Annotated in this window: 11 protein-coding genes; 3 read left to right on the top strand and 8 right to left on the bottom strand. The window is 74.9% G+C overall.

The features are described from left to right. Positions 1-293 precede the first annotated feature (293 nt). Together HTZ77_RS36025 and HTZ77_RS36020 are read left to right on the top strand one after the other, a co-directional pair. Entirely contained in the window at positions 294-4,295 is a 4,002-nt protein-coding gene (locus tag HTZ77_RS36025) for a DNRLRE domain-containing protein (protein ID WP_175594235.1), read from the top strand. 363 nt (positions 4,296-4,658) lie between these two features. Continuing rightward, the gene (locus HTZ77_RS36020) at positions 4,659-7,694 is read left to right on the top strand and encodes a CHAP domain-containing protein (protein ID WP_175594234.1); all 3,036 of its coding nucleotides are present in this window, start codon (positions 4,659-4,661) and stop codon (positions 7,692-7,694) included. A 59-nt stretch (positions 7,695-7,753) separates the two neighbouring features. Here HTZ77_RS36020 and HTZ77_RS36015 read toward each other — a convergent pair whose 3' ends face one another. The 5 genes from HTZ77_RS36015 to HTZ77_RS35995 all read right to left on the bottom strand — a co-directional run bounded on the left by HTZ77_RS36015 (position 7,754) and on the right by HTZ77_RS35995 (position 12,579). After that, entirely contained in the window at positions 7,754-8,581 is an 828-nt protein-coding gene (locus HTZ77_RS36015; protein ID WP_328808966.1) for a TIGR03619 family F420-dependent LLM class oxidoreductase, read from the bottom strand. A gap of 8 nt (positions 8,582-8,589) precedes the next feature. Further along, the gene (locus tag HTZ77_RS36010; protein WP_328808965.1) at positions 8,590-9,630 is read right to left on the bottom strand and encodes an acyl-CoA dehydrogenase family protein; all 1,041 of its coding nucleotides are present in this window, start codon (positions 9,628-9,630) and stop codon (positions 8,590-8,592) included. 96 nt (positions 9,631-9,726) lie between these two features. Continuing rightward, positions 9,727-10,827 (bottom strand): acyl-CoA dehydrogenase family protein, encoded by a 1,101-nt coding sequence (locus tag HTZ77_RS36005; RefSeq protein ID WP_175594232.1) that lies wholly within the window; start codon positions 10,825-10,827, stop codon positions 9,727-9,729. A 25-nt stretch (positions 10,828-10,852) separates the two neighbouring features. Next, positions 10,853-11,866: an alpha/beta hydrolase gene (locus HTZ77_RS36000; RefSeq protein WP_175594231.1), complete on the bottom strand. Its 1,014-nt coding sequence runs from the start codon at positions 11,864-11,866 to the stop codon at positions 10,853-10,855. Between the two features lie 56 nt (positions 11,867-11,922). Beyond that, on the bottom strand, positions 11,923-12,579 hold the full coding sequence (locus HTZ77_RS35995; protein ID WP_175594230.1) for a type 1 glutamine amidotransferase domain-containing protein: 657 nt from the start codon (positions 12,577-12,579) through the stop codon (positions 11,923-11,925). Positions 12,580-12,650: 71 nt separating this feature from the next. On the opposite strand from HTZ77_RS35995, the gene HTZ77_RS35990 reads away from it, so the two are divergent. After that, the gene (locus tag HTZ77_RS35990; RefSeq protein WP_175594229.1) at positions 12,651-13,514 is read left to right on the top strand and encodes a LysR family transcriptional regulator; all 864 of its coding nucleotides are present in this window, start codon (positions 12,651-12,653) and stop codon (positions 13,512-13,514) included. Positions 13,515-13,544: 30 nt separating this feature from the next. On the opposite strand, the gene HTZ77_RS35985 is transcribed toward HTZ77_RS35990, so the two are convergent. Genes HTZ77_RS35985 through HTZ77_RS35975 form a run of 3 tightly spaced genes read right to left on the bottom strand, consistent with a single transcriptional unit; the run spans position 13,545 to position 18,261 of the window. Further along, entirely contained in the window at positions 13,545-14,285 is a 741-nt protein-coding gene (locus HTZ77_RS35985; RefSeq protein ID WP_175594228.1) for an ABC transporter ATP-binding protein, read from the bottom strand. Further along, complete coding sequence (locus HTZ77_RS35980; protein ID WP_175594227.1) at positions 14,285-16,993, bottom strand: ABC transporter permease subunit; 2,709 nt, start codon at positions 16,991-16,993, stop codon at positions 14,285-14,287. The genes HTZ77_RS35985 and HTZ77_RS35980 overlap by 1 nt, the downstream gene beginning before the upstream one ends. Beyond that, a complete protein-coding gene (locus HTZ77_RS35975; protein ID WP_175594226.1) occupies positions 16,990-18,261 on the bottom strand; it encodes an ABC transporter substrate-binding protein in 1,272 nt (423 codons plus the stop codon). Before HTZ77_RS35975 ends, HTZ77_RS35980 begins: the two co-directional genes overlap by 4 nt. Positions 18,262-18,308: the final 47 nt, after the last annotated feature.

Below are 18,308 nucleotides of genomic sequence, written 5' to 3'. Positions count from 1 at the left end.
ACATCGCCGTACACATCGCCGGACACATCGCCGGACAAACTGTCGCGGCGACGCGGCGTGGCCGGGGCGTGCGCGTCGCCGATGTCGTCAGCAGGGCCTTTGCACCCAGCTGCAACCCATTACTCCTGGCCCGTGCCGGTTCTCACAATGGTGATCGATTCTGACCACCCGCAGCTCTCACCAGCGAGAGTGGCATCCGTCCGCGCCTCCGGCCGCGCTCCCGCGCCGGGCACGGCTCGACGATGACAACGGTGCTCGGCCGACCGTCTGCGACGGCTGCAAGGAGTGCAGATTTGACGAGAACTCGGCGGAGATCACCTCTCCTGGCCGGTCTGGCGGCGCTGATCGTCGCCGCGTCGCTGGCCGGGCCTGCCGCGGTTCCGCGGGCCGCCATGGCGACCGGGACCGCGAAGGCGCCCGAACCCGACCGTGTGGCCGCCGCCCGGACGGCCAAGGCGCGGGGGACGCGGGTGGAGGTGGACAGCGAGAAGACCGACAGCTCCTCGCTCTGGGCCAACCCCGACGGCACGTTCACCCTGGAGACCTTCCCCGGGCCGGTGCGGGTCAAGGACGGCGGCACGTGGCGTCCGATCGACACCTCACTGGTCCGCGACGGCCGGACGGGCCTGCGGCCGAAGCTCACCACCTCGCGCCTGCGGATGTCCGACGGAGGTGGTGAGCCGTTCGCCGAGGTCGGGCGGGCGGATCGCTCCTTCGCCGTCTCCTGGGACAGGGCCCTGCCCGCGCCGCGGATCAAGGGGGACACGGCGACCTACCAGGACGTCGTGCCCGGGGGCGACCTCACGGTGAAGGCGCTGCCGAACGGCTTCAGCCACGCGATCGTCCTCCGCGAACCCCCGACCCGGCCCCTGGAGATCACCCTGCCGGTGGCCACCAAGGGTCTGAGGCTGTCGGGGGCCGCCGGCGACGGGCTGGACCTGCACGACTCCTCCGGCGCCCTGCTGGCGTCCGCTCCGGCCCCGCGCATGTGGGACTCGACCACGGACCCGCGTTCGGGCGAGCCCGTCCACCAGGCCGCGATCGACACGACGATCAAGCGGACCGGCCGCGGCGCCGTCCTGGTCCTGAAGCCCGACGCGGAATTCCTGGCGGACCCGGCGGTCAGGTACCCCGTCACGGTGGACCCGACCAGCACCCTCACGGTCGAGACGGACACCTGGGTGCAGAGCGACATCCCCGACTCGCAGCGCGGCTCCACCGAGCTGAAGGCCGGAACCTACGACGGCAGCCACGTCGCCCGCTCCTACCTGAAGTTCCGCCACATCGAGGACCTGCGCGGCACCCGGATCGTGGACAGCGACCTCCGGCTGTGGACGTTCTGGTCGTCGGTCTGCGTCGACCCCAGCGCCGGTGTGCAGGCACGCCGCATCACCTCGGACTGGGACCCGGACACCGTCAGGTACGGCTCCGAGCCGGCCACCACCACCGCGGGCGCCGTCACCACGAAGACCGCCCACGGCGCCGCCAACTGCCCGCAGGACTTCATGCACTGGGACACCGACGCCATCGTCAAGGCGTGGGCCGACGGCCAGCCCGACTACGGCATCCAGTTACGCGGCGCGGACGAGAAGGACGCCTCGACCTGGCGGCGCTACTACTCCTCCAACTACGTCTCCGGCTCCCAGGGCGACAAGGAACCGGCGCTCAGCGTCACCTTCACCTACAAGGTCGGCACCCCGGGCGCGCTGTCGGCCGCGCCGGCCGCGAGCGACAACAGCTCGTCCCGGACCGTCGTCAGCACGACCCCTTCGCTGAGTGCGAAGGTGGCCGACGCCGGCTCGCCGCTGAACTACGCCTTCGAGGTGGCGCGCGACGGCGGCGACGTCGTGGCCGGCGGCACGGTCGGCGACGTCGCCCCGGGCGCCGCAGCCACCTGGCAGGTCCCGGCCGGGAAGCTGCTCAACGCGCGCACGTACGCCTTCCGGGTCAAGGCCGCCGGGACGGCGGGGGCGAGCGCCTGGTCGTCGTGGTACCGCTTCACCACCGACGCCGCCAACACGCCCACCGGCCTGGTGACGAGCCTCCAGGAGCCGGCGAACCCCGTCCTCTCCGGTCTGGTGACGAGGGCCGGCGCCGGCATGGCGACCGGGCGCTTCTACCTCTTCGACGCCGCCGGGCAGCCCGTCGGCAAGAGCCCCCTCGGCGCCGGCACGGAACCGGCCGGGCAGCGCATCGCCCTGCGTGTCCCCGACGGCCTGGTCGAGCCGGGGAAGACGTACAAGTGGCAGATGGACGGCTGCGCCGACGGCGTGTGCTCGGCGCGAAGCCCGCTGATCACCTTCACCGCCCCGCGGCCGTCGGCCCCGCCGGCGACGTCCGCCGCGACGATCGGCCGCGACAAGATCGTCACCACCGGCGCCATGGTGGGGACGACGGCGTGTGACGGCGGCGAGTGCGCGCTGACCCCCGGCACGACCGACCTCGCCCTCGGCGGCTCCGGCGACCAGGAGAAGGTGGCCCGGGTCAAGCTCGACCTCGGCGCGGTGCCGGCCGGAGCGGTGATCACCTCGGCGGTGCTGTCCCTCGGGGCGCCGACCTGCCCGGCGACCTGCCCGGCGGGCGCCAAGGTGGCCGCGTACGAGTTCGAGAGCGGGCTGCCCGACCGGCCGACCGGCGCGGACGTCGCCGGGAACCTGCTCGCGGAACCCTTCGCGGAGGTGGCCGCGGCCTCGCCGGCCATCGACGTCACCGGCCTGGTCCAGGGGCGCGGCAGCTCCGACGACCAGGGTTTCCTGCTCCGCCTGACCGGCGACGCCTCGGCGGAGGCCCGGTACGGGAGCGCCGACTCGGGCGCCTCGATCAAGGTGGAGGTCGGCTACGTGCCCGCCGCCGCCCCCTCGGAGGTCGGCTCCGTGACGATCCGCCCCGGAGACGGCGGCGTCCTGGCCGTCTGGGCCCCGCCGGCCACGGTCGGCGCCGACGCCCCGATCGACCAGTACGACGTCCAGGTCCTCGACGGGTCCGAGCGGGTCGTGTCGACCGTGACCGCCCAGGGCACCAGCGCCGTCGTCAAGGGGCTCACCGACGGGACGGCGTACCACGTGCGGGTCCGCGCGAAGACCGCGTTCGGGACCGGGCCGTGGCGGTCGTCCTCGGCGGCCACTCCGGTGGCCGTGCCCGGAGGGGCCCAGAAGTACCTCGACGCCATCCGGCAGTACCACCAGAACCGGCAGGCGCTCGTCGAGGGCCGCTACGGCGACGTCGACGCGGCCCTCGCGGCGACGTCCCGGAGCGATCTGTACGCCTCCGCGCTCCGCGTCTCCGGGGAGGGCCTGTACGAGTACGGACAGGCGATGCGGGCCCGCGGATACCCGCAGAAGTCGTCGACCGTCACGCTCTCGGACACCCTGGCGACCTACTCCCCGGACGGCAACACCCTGACCGTCCGGGCGACCGTCGACACCGTCGCCACGAGCGAGGCGACCGATCCCCAGCCGGGCGACCAGGCTCCGGAGCCCTCGGAGGAGCAGGAGACCACCGACTACTCCTTCCGCGTGAACAGCCTGGCCGTCGACGCCACCAGCCGCACGGAGCCGTCGGAGGACGACGGACTGGCCCGCGTCGCGGAGGCGGCCGACGTCGACCTGGCCGCCGGGGCGCCGGTGGCCGCGAACGCGGTCCCGACGGGCGAGGAGCCCGAAGCCGACGACATGCCCGTCATCCCGCGCGACGACAACGGCCTTCCCACGGAGACCCCGGATCCGGCGACACCGGCGGCCGCCGCTCCTCGTGTGGCGGCGAGCGACGTGAGCGCCCAGCGGCGCAAGGCGTACAACGAGACCGCCGCGGCGCGCTGGGCGGTCAGCCACTTCACGATCCCGCACGACTACGAGGGCCACGACTGCGAGAACTTCCTGTCCAAGGTCATGTACCACGGAGGAGGGCTGACCTACATCAGGGGCTTCTCCCACGGGAGCTGGTACGACAAGCGGAACTGGTACCGCCTGCAGACCTGCTGCTACATGAACAACGGATCGACGCTCTCGTGGCGGCTGGTCGACGCCCTGTACTGGAACCTGAAGACGCACCGCAAGCGCCTGGGCGCCTGGCGCAGGCACGACTGGGACGTCCGCGTCGGTGACCTCATCTTCTGGCGCTACAAGAACCAGACCGGCTACTACCACATCACGATCGTCACCCAGATCGTCGGTCAGGGCTCGAAGATGGACATCCGCTACACCGGGCACACCAGCGACCGGAAGAACTACTCGGTCTACAACGCTCTGGCGCAGAACCGGAACATCGTCGCCGGGTTCATCCCCGTCGCCGACTAGCAGGTGAGACAACGGGGCGGGGCGCCCGGCCGAGGACCGGGCCCTCGCCCTGGCGCGTGCCCGCCTCCCGGGGCCATGCGCAACGAGCCGTCCGGCGCAACGAGCTAGATCTTTTACCTATAAACGACACGTTCTTTGGACAAATCTGGCAAGCTCTTGACCTGCACCTTCACGTCCGCCACCAGCGCGACACGCGCTTGACGGGTGCTTTACCTGCCTTTTTGTCACGGTAGCCTCCGATCGTCACGAAAACTACAGGCCTCCGGATCTGTCACACGTGTCCCGGGTACCCCGTGTACCCCAGGCTGTGCGGATGAATCCGGTCTTGCCCGGAAGGTTTCTCTGCACTACATGACGCCAGAGATGCGGAAGTTCATCGACCTTCTCGAGAGCCAGCTCGGCTACTCGGAGAGGGGCGGTGCGTACACCAAGTTCGGCGACTGGTACGGCAAGAACGTCGAGTTCGACGCCGACTACACCTCCGCGCCGTGGTGCGACATGATGCTCTCCTGGGCCGCGCACAAGCTCGGCTATGGGGAGTGGATGGGCCAGTTCGCCTGGACCGTCAGTCACGCCAAGTGGTTCCGCAAGCACGACGCCTGGGGGCGCAAGCCCGAGCCCGGAGCCTTCGTCTTCTTCGACTGGAGCGGCTCCCACGACCTCGACCGGATCGACCACGTGGGCATCGTGACCCGGGTCGAGGGCAACACGATCCACACGATCGAGGGCAACATCGACGGCGGCGTCCTCAAGCGCAAGGAACGTGACACGAGCAAGGTCGTCGGCTACGGCTACCCGTGGCGGATCAAGGAACGGCTCGACCGCGAGGCCCGCGAGAACCAGGTCGATCCCGTCCTGCCGCCGGCCAACACCGACACCGGGCTCCTCCAGCAGACCGACAGCACGCTCGGGGCGCTGATCCCGTCCTCCGAGGTCACCATCGTCCAGCCGCCGCTGGCCGCCCGCGCCCAGCCCACCGCGAAGCCCGCCGACGGCGCCCAGCAGGCGGCCGGGCCCACGCCCACCCCGCAGACGCAGCCGGCCCAGCCGCAGACCCAGATCCAGGCCCAGGCTCAGCCTCAGGCCACCAGCTCGGCCGCCACGAACACCGACAAGGCCGCCAAGAAGGGCAAGCACGCCAAGCCCGCCACGGCCGACACCAAGGCCGTCACCAGCGAGCCGCTGGCGCCGCTCGGGGACGCCTCGGCCGCGCACCCGTCCCCGGCGCTGGAGTCGCCGACGCTGGTCGGCTCCGCGCTGGTGGCCGCGCTCGCGCTGCTCGCGGTGGCCAAGACCCGGCACATGCGCGCCCGGCCCGCTCTGGCCGCCGCCGCCCCGGCCGCTCCCGGCCGCCGCCGCCACCGCCGTCCCCGCCGCCCGGCCTTCGCCTCGGCCGCCGAGAGCGTCCCGGTCAAGGCCACGATGGTGCGCCGTACGACGGCGGACGCCACGCTGACGACCCGCACCACCGCCGCGGCCCGCGCCACGGCGGGAGCGGCTCTGGCGGCGGGCGCCACGGCCACGGCGGCCGCGACCCTCGTCGCGAGCACCACGGCCCGCGGCGCTGCGGCCCTCGCGAGCGGCACCACGGCGAACGGCCGTGAGGCGGCGTTCGCGGGCGGCACCGGGGGTGGGCGTTCCGCTCACCCGGCCGCGGACGCCCTGCTGGAGACGGTGGAGCCGGTCAGCGCGTCGCGCCCGGCGGCCCTCGGCGGTTCCGCCGCCGCGTCCCGCTCCGGTTCCGGGTACGGCGCCGGGGCCGCGTCCTCCGCGGACTTCTTCCCGGTGGACCCGGCCGCCACGGGCCCCATGCCCCTGCACCCGGACATCCTCGCCTCCCTCTCGGAGGACGCCTCCGCCGCTCCGCTGGAGCCCACCGCCATCCACCAGGGGACGCCGCTGGAGGCGCTCGGCGCCCGCCGCATCGTCCCGGTCGACACCTCGCCGGACCCGGCGGCCGCCCGCGGCAGGTTCGTACCGCTGGAGACGGCAGCCGCGCAGTGGGGGATGTCCCTGGAGACGATCGCCGCGCGCCTGGCGCTGCCGCCGGGCACGTTCGCGATCCCGGAGGCGACGAGCCGGTTCGACGCGTTCGGCCCCCGCACGGCCGCCGCCGCCGACCGGCCGGGCGCCCGGACGCCGGAGACGCCTCACGCGCCAGTCGCCGCCCGCGCCACGCGGTACGCGCCCTCGGAGCCGTGGCCGGCCGCCGAGTCCCTGCCGCCGGACGTCGCGCTCCTGGTGCGTGACGCCCAGACCCTCCTGCGCGACGCCCAGGGCCTGCCGCGCGAGGAGGAGCCGTGGGACGCCTTCGGCCGCCGTCCTCGCCCCATGAGCTCGGTCGAGCCGTCGTACGGCTCGTACGCCCGTCTGGGCGGCCTCCAGGGCGGTTCTCGCGCCCTGGAGGGCGTTCAGGGGGGCTACGCCCGGGCGGACGACGGTCTCGGGGACCGCTCGGCGCGCGCGGAAGGCGCCCGGTCGGGGTCCGCCCGCATGACCGGCCCCCAGGGCCGTCCCGGGCGACAGGACGTCGCGGGCCGCTCCGGACGGCAGGACCTCCCGAGCCGGTCCGGACGTCAGGAGTTCGCCGGGCGGTCCGGGCGGCAGGACGCCTCCACCGGCGGCTACCGGGGGCGGCGGCGCCTCAGCGGGCACCCCGTCGAGGAGCCCGCCACGTTCTCGCCCGACGCCGCCCCGCGCGGCCGCCGTCACCGCGGGATGGCGCAGCACCGCACCGAGCAGCCGCACCACATGGACGCCCGCCGGATCGACCCCTACTGGGTCCACCCGCAGCCCGCGCCGTCGCACCGCCCGGACGCGCACTCGGGCGAGGCCCAGCCCGGCGACGGCCTGCCCGGCTCCCACCGAGGCGGCACCCACGGGTCGGACGCCCATCGCGGCGACGCCCACCGGGCCGGTGGCCGCTGGGACGTGCGCCAACTGGAGCCGCGCTGGTCCGACCAGTTCGCCCAGGACGGACCGCTCCGGGGCCGCCGCCACCGCTCCCCCGCCCACGCCGCCGCCGAGTCCGCTCCCCACCGCGTCGCGTCCACCGCCACGCCGCCCCTCTCGGCCCCGCCCCTCTCGGCCCCAGCCCTCTCGGAAGCGTCTCTCTCGGGCACGTCTCTTCCGGGGCCGTCCTTCTCAGGCGCGTCCCCCTCAGGCGCGTCTCTCCTGGGGCCGTCCTTCTCAGGTGCGTCCCTCTCGGGAGCGTCTTCCTCAGTGCGGTCCTTCTCAGGTGCGTCTTCCTCGGAGCCGTCCCTCTCAGGCGCGTCGCCGACGGGCCCGGCCGCCTCCTCGACGACCGCTCCGGAAGCCGGCGACCGTTCCCCGGGCACGCCGGTCACGGACTCCCCCGCACGCCAGAGCCGCCGCAGAAGGGGCCGCCACCGCGCCTGACACACCGCCCGGCCAACCAGGCGGAGTCCAGTCAGACGGCCGCGCCCCGGCCGCCACGCTCACCCCAAGACCGGCGCGGGCGTGATGCCGTACCGGGCCGCGAAGGACTCCAGGCTCGACACCGCGTCCCTGCTCCGCCTCCACGGACGGACGATGAGCCGGTTCACCCCCAGCGCCGCCCAGGACGGCACCTCGTCCGGCGACCCCAGCTCGTACGCGTGAACCGTCACCGACCCCGTCCCCCCGAGCGCCGCGAGGCGGTCGAGCTGGGGCCGGATCGACTCCAGCGTGTGCGGCATGCTGATCCAGCCGTCGCACAGCCGCGCGGCCCGGCGCAGCGCGGCCGGCGACTCGCCGCCGCACAGGATCGGCAGCCGGTGCTGTACGGGCTTCGGCTCGAAGGCCACCTCCGGAAACGAGTAGAACGTCCCGGAGTGCGCCACCACGGGCTCGGTCCAGAGCCGCCGGGTCACCTCGATGACCTCGTCCAGCCGGGCGCCCCGGTCCGCGAACGGCACCCCGGCCGCGTCCCACTCGCCCCGGTACCACCCGGCGCCCACCCCGCAGATCGCCCGGCCGGTCGACACCACGTCGAGCGTGGCGAAGGCGCGCGCCGACACGAACGGGTGCCGCAGCGCGAGCAGGTGCACGGCCGTGCCCAGCCGGACGCGGGTGGTGAGCGCGGCCAGCCAGCACAGGTACGCCGGGGCGTCGAAGAGGGGCGTGGACGGCTTGATGCCCGGGTTCGAGGTGCCCGGGTAGGCGGCCGCCGACAGGTCGGTGGTGAACACCAGATGCTCGGGCAGCCACACCGACTCGAACCCGAGCCGGTCGGCCGCCACCGCGACGTCCTTCCACGCGGCCGGGTGGATGAGGCCCAGGGGCACGCCGTACTTCACGGGTACCGCCGAAGGTCGCCGCCCGCGAGGGCCTCGCGGATCCTGGCCCGGTGCTCGGCCGCGCCGCCGTACGCGGCCGACAGCGACCACGCGCGGGCCAGCCAGAACCTCAGGTCGAGCTCCTCGGTGTAGCCGATCGCGCCGTGCGTCTGGAGCGCGGCGCGGGCGGCGAGGTCGGCGGCCTCACTCGCCGCCGCCTTGGCGGCGCTCACGTCCCGCTCCACATCCGGCACACCTCCCGCGTCCCGCGCCGCATCCGGTACGGCCGCCTCCACCGCCAGCGCGGCCCGGTGGACCAGCGGCGCGGCGAAGGCGATGCCGACCGCCACGTCGGCCAGCCGGTGCTTGACCGCCTGGAACGACCCGATCGGCGCCCCGAACTGCCTCCTGGTCCGCGCGTAGGCCACGGAGACGTCCAGCAGCCTCCGGGCCACCCCGATGAGCTGGGCGGCGGTCGCCACGGTGGCCGCGCGCAGCGCCGGGGCGAGCGGCCGGTCCAGTGGCGCGGAGTCCGCGTACGACACCTCGGAGAGGCGGCGGCACGGGTCCGGTCCCGGCAGGGGCCGCAGCCGCGCCGCCTCGCGTCCCACCACCACCGCACCGCCGCCGCTTCCGCTCGTGCCCGCGCCCGGCGCGGCGACCACGATGAGGTCGGCCAGGTCCGCGTCCGGCGCGCCGGCGCCGCCCGGCGGCACCACGCTCACCCGTACGGACCCGGAGGCCAGCTTGGGCACCCCCGGCAGCAGGTACGGCGCGACGACGGCCGTCTCCACGACCGGCCCCGGCAGGCAGGCCCGGCCGGTCTCCTCAAGGGCGGGCAGGGCGTCCACCAGGCGGAGTCCCAGCCCGTCGGCCTCGGGGGGCACGAGCAGCCCGAAGAACCCCACGGCGGCGAGCCGGTCCCACCCGGGCAGCCGCCCGGCGCGCAACGCCGAGGGCGGGCAGTGCTCCGTCAGGACGTCTCGTACGGTCTCGGCCAGCGCGAGCTGGTCCGGGGTGAAGGCGAAGTCCATCGAGGGGGCCTCCCGGCTCGGCACGGACAGGACTCGGCACGGAGAGAACCGCGGAGAAGACCGCGGAGAGGACCGCGGAGAGGACCGCGGAGAGAACAAGGCACACGCGGGGACGCGGCGTCACCGGGGCAGCCCCAGGACGCGCTCGGCGATGATCGTGCGCTGGATCTCGTTGGTGCCCGCGTAGATGGGCCCGGCCAGGGCGAACAGGAACCCGTCGAGCCACGGCGTCGCCCCCGCCCGCTCCCCCAGCAGTTCCATGGCCAGGCCGTGCATCCGCAGGTCCAGCTCGGACCAGAAGACCTTGCCCATGCTCGACGCGGACCCGATCTCCTCCCCGGCCGCGATGCGGCGCGCGGTGTGGAAGGTGTGCAGCCGGTACGCCTCGGCGTCGCTCCAGCAGCGGGCGGCCCGGTCGGCGAGCGCCGGGTCGGCGTCGCGGGCCAGGGCGACGAGCCGGTCGGCGGTGGCCAGGAAGCGGCCGGGGCTGCGCAGGGTGAGGCCGCGTTCGGAGGAGGTGGCGGCCATGGCGATGCGCCACCCGTCGCCGGGTTCGCCGATCACCATCGCGTCGGGCACGTACACGCCGTCGAAGAACAGCTCCGCGAACCCGGGCAGCCCGTCGAGCTGGGCGACGGGCCGCACGCCGACGTCCTCCAGCGGGAACATGACGTAGGTCAGCCCCTTGTGCCGCGTCCCGGAGGTGCGGAACAGGCCGAACCCGTGCGAGGCGTACGCGGCCCGGGAGCTCCACGTCTTCTGCCCGTACAGCCGCCAGCCGCCGTCGGCCCGCTCGGCGCGGGAGGTGAGCGCGGCCAGGTCGCTGCCCGCCTCGGGCTCGGACCACGCCTGCGCCCAGACCTGGTCGGCGCGGGCCATGCCGGGCAGCCAGGCGTGCCGCTGCTCCTCGGTGCCGAACGCCATCAGGGTCGGGGCGAGCAGGAAGACGCCGTTCTGGCTGACCCTGCCGGGAGCGCCGGCGGCCCAGTACTCCTCCTCGAAGATCAGCCATTCGACGAGCGACGCGCCGCGCCCGCCGTACTCCTCGGGCCAGGAGACGGCGGACAGGCGGGCGGAGGCCAGCAGCGCCTCCCAGGCGCGGTGCGCCTCGAAGCCCTCGGGGGTGTCCATCGACGGCAGCCGCTCGGGGACGTGCCCGGCCAGCCAGTCGCGGACCTCGGCGCGGAAGTCGCGTTCGGCCCTGGTGAAGTCGAGATCCACGAGACCAACCTAGCGCACGCTTGGTTCACTGGCCAGGTGCGGGCGAGCGTTCCGGTGCGGGCGTCCCGGTGCGGAAGGCGCGCCTCAGGGCGGCGAGCCGGGTCGCGGAGACGGCCCGGCCCAGCTCGGTGTCCGGCAGCAGCACGTCGAACCCGTGGAAGCCGCCCGGATAGAGGTGGAACTCCGTCGAGACCCCCGCCTCGGCGAGCCGCCGGGCGTAGTCGAGCGCCTCGTCCCGGAAGATCTCCAGCTCCGTCACGTCCACGAACGCCGGAGGCAGCCCGCTCAGGTCCGCCGCCCGGGCCGGCGCCGCGTACGGGGACACGTCCTCGCCGCCCGCCCGGTCGCCGAGCAGGGCCCGCCAGCCGAAGGCGTTGGCCGCGCCGTCCCACAGCGGGGCATCGGCGAGGCGGCGGCTGGACGGGGTGAGGCCGCGGTCGTCGAGCATCGGGCAGGCCAGGAGCTGGAAGGCCACGGCCGGGCCGCCCCGGTCGCGGGCCAGCAGCGCCGTGGCCGCGGCCAGGCCGCCGCCCGCGCTCATCCCGGCGACGGCCAGCCGGGACGGGTCGGCGCCGAGCCCGGCGGCGTTCGCGGCGGTCCAGACCAGGCCGGCGTAGCAGTCCTCGACGGGCGCGGGGTGCGGGTGCTCGGGGGCGAGCCGGTAGTCGACGGAGACGGCGACGCAGCCGAGCCGCTCCACGTACCCGGCGAGCAGGCCGTCGTCCATCTCGGGCCGGCCGAAGACCATGCCGCCGCCGTGGATCCAGTACAGGCACGGCCTCCCGGCCGGCCGGGAGGGGTCGGGCGGGGCCGCCGGGGCGTGGACGCGCAGGCGCACGTCGCCGCCGGGGCCGGGCACGCGCCTGTCCTCGACCACCACCCCCGGCCCCGGCGGCGGCATGAGCGCCAGCAGGGCGTCCAGCTCGGCCCGCTGCCGCGCGACGACCTCGGGCGTGAGCGTCGCCGCCTCCAGCGTGTGCGGCGGCGTCCGCTCCAGGGCCTCGCGCAGCTCCGGGTCCAGGTTGGGGTGCAGCGTCATGCCCCATGTCCTTCCTCGGTACGGGGCCCCGTACTCCCGAAGACCCGGGCCTGCGCCTACGCGAGGAGTTCGACGACGCGCTCGGCCAGCGGGGCGGCGCTGGCCGGGTTCTGGCCGGTGGCCAGGCGGCCGTCGACGACCACCTGGGCCTGCCAGTCCGGCGCCCCCTCGTGCCGCGCGCCCCGCTCCGTCAGCGCGTCCGCCAGCAGGAACGGCACGACGGCGTCCACGCCCGCGGCCTTCTCCTCGCTGTTGGTGAACGCGGCGACCCGCTTGCCGTCCACCAGGTGGGTGCCGTCGGACAGCGTGAGGTTCACCAGCGCGGACGGCCCGTGGCAGACGGCGGCCACCACGCCGCCGCGCTCGTGGACCTCCCTGCCGACGCGGGCGACGTCGGGGTCGGCCGGGAAGTCCCACATGGTGCCGTGGCCGCCCGCGTAGAAGACGGCGTCGTAGGCGGAGCCGTCCACGTCGGCCAGCCTGGCGGTGTCATGGGCCGCCTCCGTCGCGAGGAAGGCGTTCTGCACCTCGTCGGACGGGTCGTGGCCGTCCTGGGGCGGCTCGCCGCCGCGCACGCTGGCCACGTCCACCTCGAACCCGGCCGCGCGGAACACCTCCCACGGGTGGGCCGCCTCGGACACGTAGTAGCCGGTCCGGCGTACGCCGCCGAGGTCGTCGTGGCTGGTCAGTGCGATGAGAATGCGCTTGGTCATGCCTCCAGGATGGCTCCGGCCGCCATCAGCCACAAATAGCGCAAGGCCCGTCCAGCCATCAGAATACTGATATGCCGGTATCGCTGGATCTGCTCAGGACCTTCCTCGCGGTCTACCGCACGGGGTCGATCACGGCGGCGGCGCAGACGCTGCGGCTGTCGCAGCCCGCCGTCACCGCCCAGGTCAAGTCCCTGGAGGCGGCCCTGGAACGGCCGCTGTTCGACCGCATGCCGCGAGGGGTGACGCCCACGGCCGCCGCGGACGAGCTGGCCCGCCGGGTGGCCGCGTCCCTCGACACGCTGGACGCCGTCGTGGGTACGCGGCTGCCGGTCGAACGCGCGGTGCACCTGGGCGGGCCGGCGGAGTTCCTGTCGGAGCAGGTGGTGCCGATGCTGGCGCCGCTGGTGCGCGACGGGCTGCGGGTGCGCCTCACGTTCGGCCTGTCCGACGACCTGCTCTCCGGCCTCGCCGCCGGGCGGCTCGACCTGGTCGTCTCCACCATCCGGCCGCGCCATCGCGGCATCCAGGCCGAGCCGGTGTACGACGAGGAGTTCGTGCTGGTCGCCGCCCCGGACGCGGCCGGACGGTGGCCGGGCGAGCTGCCGCTGATCGCGTACGCGGAGGACCTGCCGATCGTGCGGCGCTACTGGCGCACGGTCTTCGGCCGCCGCCCCTCCACGGCCGCCCAGCTCGTGATCCCCGACCTGCGGGGCGTCCTGAACGCGGTGCTGGCCGGGATGGGGTGCTCGGTGCTGCCCTCGTACCTGTGCCGCGCGCACCTGGCGTCCGGTGCGCTGGTGGCGCTGGCCGAGCCGGAGGTGCCGCCCATCAACACCGGCTACCTCGCGGTCCGCTCGGGCGGCCTGTCGGCCGAGCCGGTCGCCCGCGTCCACGCCCACCTGCTCGCGGCGATCCGCGCCGTCCCGTCCTTCTGAGCGGCCATGTGTGGCCGGCCGGAAGCGCGGTCAGCCCAGGTACGCCGCCCGTACCACCGGGTCCTCCCGGACCTCGTCCGGCGGGCCCGTGGCGATGACCCGGCCGAGGTCGAGCACCACCAGCCGGTCGCAGGCGTCCATGACGAAGCCCATGTCGTGCTCGACGAGCAGCACCGTGGTCTCCTGCGCCGCGACGACCGCGCGCAGCCGGGCGGTCTGCTCGGCGTCGAGCCCGGAGGTGGGCTCGTCGAGCAGCAGCAGCCTCGGCCGGTCGGCCAGGGCGCGGGCCAGCTCCACCAGCCGCCGCTGTCCCACCGGCAGCGCCGCGGCGTACGCGTCGCGCAGCGCGGTCAGCCCGCACAGCTCCAGCACCTCGTCCACGCGCGCCCGCCGCTCGCGCTCCAGCCGCCGGCGCGCGGGCCGGCCCACCAGGTCGGCGACCAGGCCGCCCCCGCCGCCGTGCCAGTCGAGGGCCGCCAGCACGTTGCCGGCCACCGTGAGCCGCCCGAACACCTGGGTGCGCTGGAACGTGCGGCGCAGCCCGCGCCGGGCGCGCCGGAGCGCGGACGCCCGGGTCAGGTCCTCCCCGGCCACGCTCACCCGTCCCGCGTTCGGCCGGCGCAGCCCCGACACCACGTCGAACAGCGTCGTCTTGCCCGCGCCGTTCGGCCCGATGACCCCGCACACCTGTCCCTCCGGCACCTCGAACGACACTCCGTCCAGGGCCCTGACGCCGCCGAAGGACACGGACACGTCGCTCACCCGCAGCATCAGGACACTCCCAGGTAGGCGGCGGTCAGGCGGTCGGCGTCCACCTCGGAGCTCGGCCCGGCCCAGGTGATCCGGCCGAGCCGCATGAACGCCACGCGGTCGGCCACGGCCAGCGCCTCGGTGGCCTTCTCCTCGACCAGCAGCAGGGCCACGCCGCGCTCGCGCAGCTCGGCGAACACCTCGAACACCTGCCGGACCACGAGCGGGGCCAGCCCCAGCGACGGCTCGTCGGCGATGAGCACCCGGGGCGGCCTGACGAGCGCGGGAGCCAGGGTGAGGAGCTGCTGCTCACCGCCGGACAGCGCCCCGGCGAGCACGGTGCGGCGGGCGGCGAGCTGCGGCATCCGCTCGTACGCGGCGGCAGGATCGTCGAGCCAGGTGCGCAGGTTCTCGTCCACCGTGAGGCCGGGGAAGACGCCCCGGCCCTCGGGCGCCAGCAGCACCCCGGCCCTGGCCCTGCGGTGGGCGGGCCACGCCGTGACGTCCTGGCCGTCGAGCAGCACCCGGCCGGCGGCCACGGGCAGGTCCCCGGCGGCGACGGCGCACGCGGTGGACTTGCCGGCGCCGTTCGCGCCGAGCAGCGCGACGACCTCGCCGGGCCGTACGGACAGCTCGACGCCGCGTAGCACCGTGCAGTCGGCGTAGCCCGCCACCACGTGCTCCAGCCGGAACAGCGCGGGCTCCTCCCACTCGACGGCGGCGGCCGCGGCGGAAGGGGCGACGGCGGAGGTGACGGCGGCGGAGGTGGCGGCAGCGGCGGGAGAGACGCCGCCGGACGGGACGCCGGCGGGCTCGCGCCGCAGCCCGGCGGCGCGCTCCCGCTCCTGGCGGCGCAGCCGGCGCCGGTGGCGCGACTCGGCGAACTGCGCCAGCACCCCGTCCGGATGCCGGGCCAGCACCACGCCGCCCGCGCCGAACAGGATGGCCCCCACGTGCGCCGACAGCCCCCACGCGGACAGCAGCTCGGGCATGGCGGCGGCGACCAGCCCGCCGAGCACCGCGCCGCCGACCCGGCGCACCCCCTGGAGCACCACCACGGCCAGCCACACGAACCCGGAGAAGGCCGGCAGGTCGGTCGCGGTGATCGACTCCTTGGAGACGGCGAACAGCACCCCGCCCAGCCCGGCGATCCCCGACGCCAGCACGAACAGCGTGATCTTGGCGCGGGGCGCGGACAGCCCCGACGTGACGGCGGCGGCCGGCGCGGAGCGGACCGCGAGGACGGCCCGCCCGGAGGCCGAGCGTTCGAGGTTGCGCACCAGCAGGCCGGCCAGCCCGACGAGCGCGAGCAGCAGCACCACCCGCACCCGGGGGTCGGAGGTGTCGGCGAACCCGAGGGAGAGCGCGGGCAGCGGCCAGCCGATCGTGCCGTTGCTGAAGGCGTCCACCTGGAACAGCACCTGGTCGGCGAGCAGCGCGAGGGCCAGCGTGGCCAGCGCCAGCACCCGTCCGCCGAGTCGCAGCGCGGGCAGCGCCACCAGCAGGCCCACCGCGCACGCGGCGAGCACCCCGAGCAGGATCGCGGCGAAGAACGGCAGCCCCGACGCGTACGCCCACCCGCAGGTCAGCGCCGCCATCGCGGCGAACGACGCCTGGGCCAGGTTGACCATGCCGCCGATCCCGGTGACCACCACGAACGAACAGAAGATCAGCGCCAGCACCAGCCCGTTGGCCGCGACGCCCACGTAGTACTCCGGGCCCGCGGCGGTGAAGGCGAGCAGCCCGGCCGCGGCCAGCGCCCACGGCAGGCGCCGCCGCCAGGGCGGGATCCCGGCCAGGTGGTCGGGCGGCGGCGCGTCCTCGGCCGCGCTGCCCGCCACCCGCTCGCGCGAGCGGTTCAGCAGCACGAGCCCCGCGAACAGCAGGATCACCGGCACGGCGGTGCGCAGCCCGGTGACCTCCTCCAGGAAGTCGGTGTACCCGGCGACCAGGTTCTGCACGACGCCCAGCCCGAGCCCGGCGGCGAACGTCCACGGCACCGACCGCAGCCGCCCGAACACCGCCGCCGTGGCCGAGGCGAACAGCAGCACCGTGTACGCGGTGGCGTCGAGCCCGATCACCGGCACGGCCAGCACCCCGGCGAGCCCGGCCAGGCCGGAGCCGAGCATCCAGGCCAGGGCGGAGGTGGCGTCCACGTCCACGCCGCGCAGCGTGGCCAGGCGCCGCCGGTCCACGGAGGCGCGCATGCGCAGCCCGTACGGGGTGTGCCGGAGGAACGCCCACAGGCCCGCGGCGGTGAGCGCGGAGAGGGCGAAGGTGATGAGCTGGTCGGTGTCGAGGCGGACGCCGAGCACGTCGAGGGCGACGGCCGGGTGCGGGCCGACGCCGCGCGGCAGGGCGGTGGCGTCGGCGGGCGGCAGGCCGAGCAGGTCCACGGCGAGCAGGCCGAGGGCGGGCAGCGCGATCGTCAGCCCGATGGTGGCGACGATCTGCGCGGTCTCCCCGGCGCGGGCCAGGCCGCGGAACATGGCGCGGTGCAGCAGGTAGCCGAGCGCGGGCGCGAAGAGGCCGACCGCGAGCAGCGCCGACAGCCACGGGGGCAGCCCGGCCCGGTCGCACTGGTAGAACAGCAGGGCCGCCGTGAAGCCGACGGCGCCGTGGGCGAAGTTGAACACGCCGGTCGCCGCGTACGACAGGGTGAGCCCCGCCCCCATGACGGCGAAGACGGCGCCGGTGACGAGCCCGCTGAGGACGTAGCCGATGATCATTTCAGCGGCACGTTGTCGAAGCACTTGAGGCTCTTGGCCACCTTGAACGCGCCGCCCTCCAGCCTGACCAGGGCGCCGCAGCCGTTCGGCTCGGTGTGGTCCTGGGGGAAGCGGATCCGGCCGAATCCGGCGTTCTCATAGGAGTAGTCGCCGTCGGCGGTGGCCAGGAACCTCGCGCGGGTGAGGTCCTTGCCGGTCTTGGTGAGCATGTCGAGGAAGATGTCGGCGGCCCAGTAGCCGATCGCCATGTGCTGGGTGAGCGTGGCGCCGGGGGCGACCTTCTCGACGTCCGCCTTGAACGTGGCGATCTCGGGGGCGGTCGACTCGAACGGCTCGAACATCGGCGCGGCGACGACGCCCTCCAGCGCCTGCGCGCTGGCCGGGTCCTTGAGGATGGCGGCGTCGTAGCTGGTGGCGTCGGTGAGCACGCCCCGGTAGCCGGCCCGCTTGAGCGCGGAGTAGAGGCCGACGTTGAACTTGGTGCCGGCGATGACCGACACGACGACGTCGGGGGCCTTGCCGCCGTCCGAGGTCATGATCTTGTTGACGTACGGGAGCCAGTCGGGGGGCGGCGCGGCGGCGGGCAGGCCGGAGTTGACGCCGACCAGCTCGAACCCGGCCGCGGCGAACGACTGGGAGATCGTCGTCCCGCCGTACTTGCTACCGCTGGAGTCGGTGGTCTGGACGTAGACGCTCCTGCCCCGCGCGCCGCCGAGCAGGTCGGCCATCTGCCTGCCCCACCAGGTCTGCGAGCCGGCCCCCTTCTTCGGCGCCAGGCAGCCGTTGTAGCCGAAGCCGGTCCGCGTCCCGCACCACTGCGGCCCGGTGGCCCAGCCGAACCACGGCACGCCCTGCTGCTCCAGGAACGCCGCGCCGCCGAAGTTGGGCGCGTGCACGGGCACCAGGGCGAACACCTGGTCCTTCTGCACGAGCTTCCTGGCCGCCGCGTCGCCCTTGGCCGCGTCCTGGCCGTCGTCCTCGGCGCCGACGAACTCGATCTTCCGTCCGTGGACGCCGCCCTCGGCGTTGGCCCGTTCGAACCGGGCCTTGGCGCCGATCTCGGCGTCCTTGGTGGAGTACCCGCTGGCGCTGGTCTTGGTCAGCACGCCGCCGACCTTGACGGTGGTCGCGGTGACGCCGGGCGCGCCGCCGCCGGTCGCGGCCGGCGTCCTGCGCTCGGCGGCGCAGCCGGCCAGCAGCAGCGCCACGGCCAGCGCGCCCGCCAGGCCCGCCGCGCCCCGCCGCACCTCGTGATGTCGTCGCACCATCGCCTTCACCTTCTGGGTACGGCGTGCGCCACACCCCCGTCTTGGCC

The sequence above is a fragment of the Nonomuraea montanisoli genome, from assembly GCF_013363975.1.
In the GTDB taxonomy this organism is placed as follows: Bacteria; Actinomycetota; Actinomycetes; order Streptosporangiales; family Streptosporangiaceae; genus Nonomuraea; species Nonomuraea montanisoli.
Note: the sequence above shows the minus strand (reverse complement) of the source record. Positions and strands in the feature narration are given on the sequence as shown.

What these genes read in the sequence shown, in the direction of transcription:
- HTZ77_RS36020 (WP_175594234.1), top strand. Translation starts at nt 4,659, where the DNA reads ATGCGGAAGTTCATCGACCTTCTCGAGAGCCAGCTCGGCTACTCGGAG.
- HTZ77_RS36000 (WP_175594231.1), bottom strand. Translation starts at nt 11,866, where the DNA reads ATGACGCTGCACCCCAACCTGGACCCGGAGCTGCGCGAGGCCCTGGAG.
- HTZ77_RS35995 (WP_175594230.1), bottom strand. Translation starts at nt 12,579, where the DNA reads ATGACCAAGCGCATTCTCATCGCACTGACCAGCCACGACGACCTCGGC.
- HTZ77_RS35990 (WP_175594229.1), top strand. Translation starts at nt 12,651, where the DNA reads ATGCCGGTATCGCTGGATCTGCTCAGGACCTTCCTCGCGGTCTACCGC.
- HTZ77_RS35985 (WP_175594228.1), bottom strand. Translation starts at nt 14,285, where the DNA reads ATGCTGCGGGTGAGCGACGTGTCCGTGTCCTTCGGCGGCGTCAGGGCC.
- HTZ77_RS35980 (WP_175594227.1), bottom strand. Translation starts at nt 16,993, where the DNA reads ATGATCATCGGCTACGTCCTCAGCGGGCTCGTCACCGGCGCCGTCTTC.
- HTZ77_RS35975 (WP_175594226.1), bottom strand. Translation starts at nt 18,261, where the DNA reads ATGGTGCGACGACATCACGAGGTGCGGCGGGGCGCGGCGGGCCTGGCG.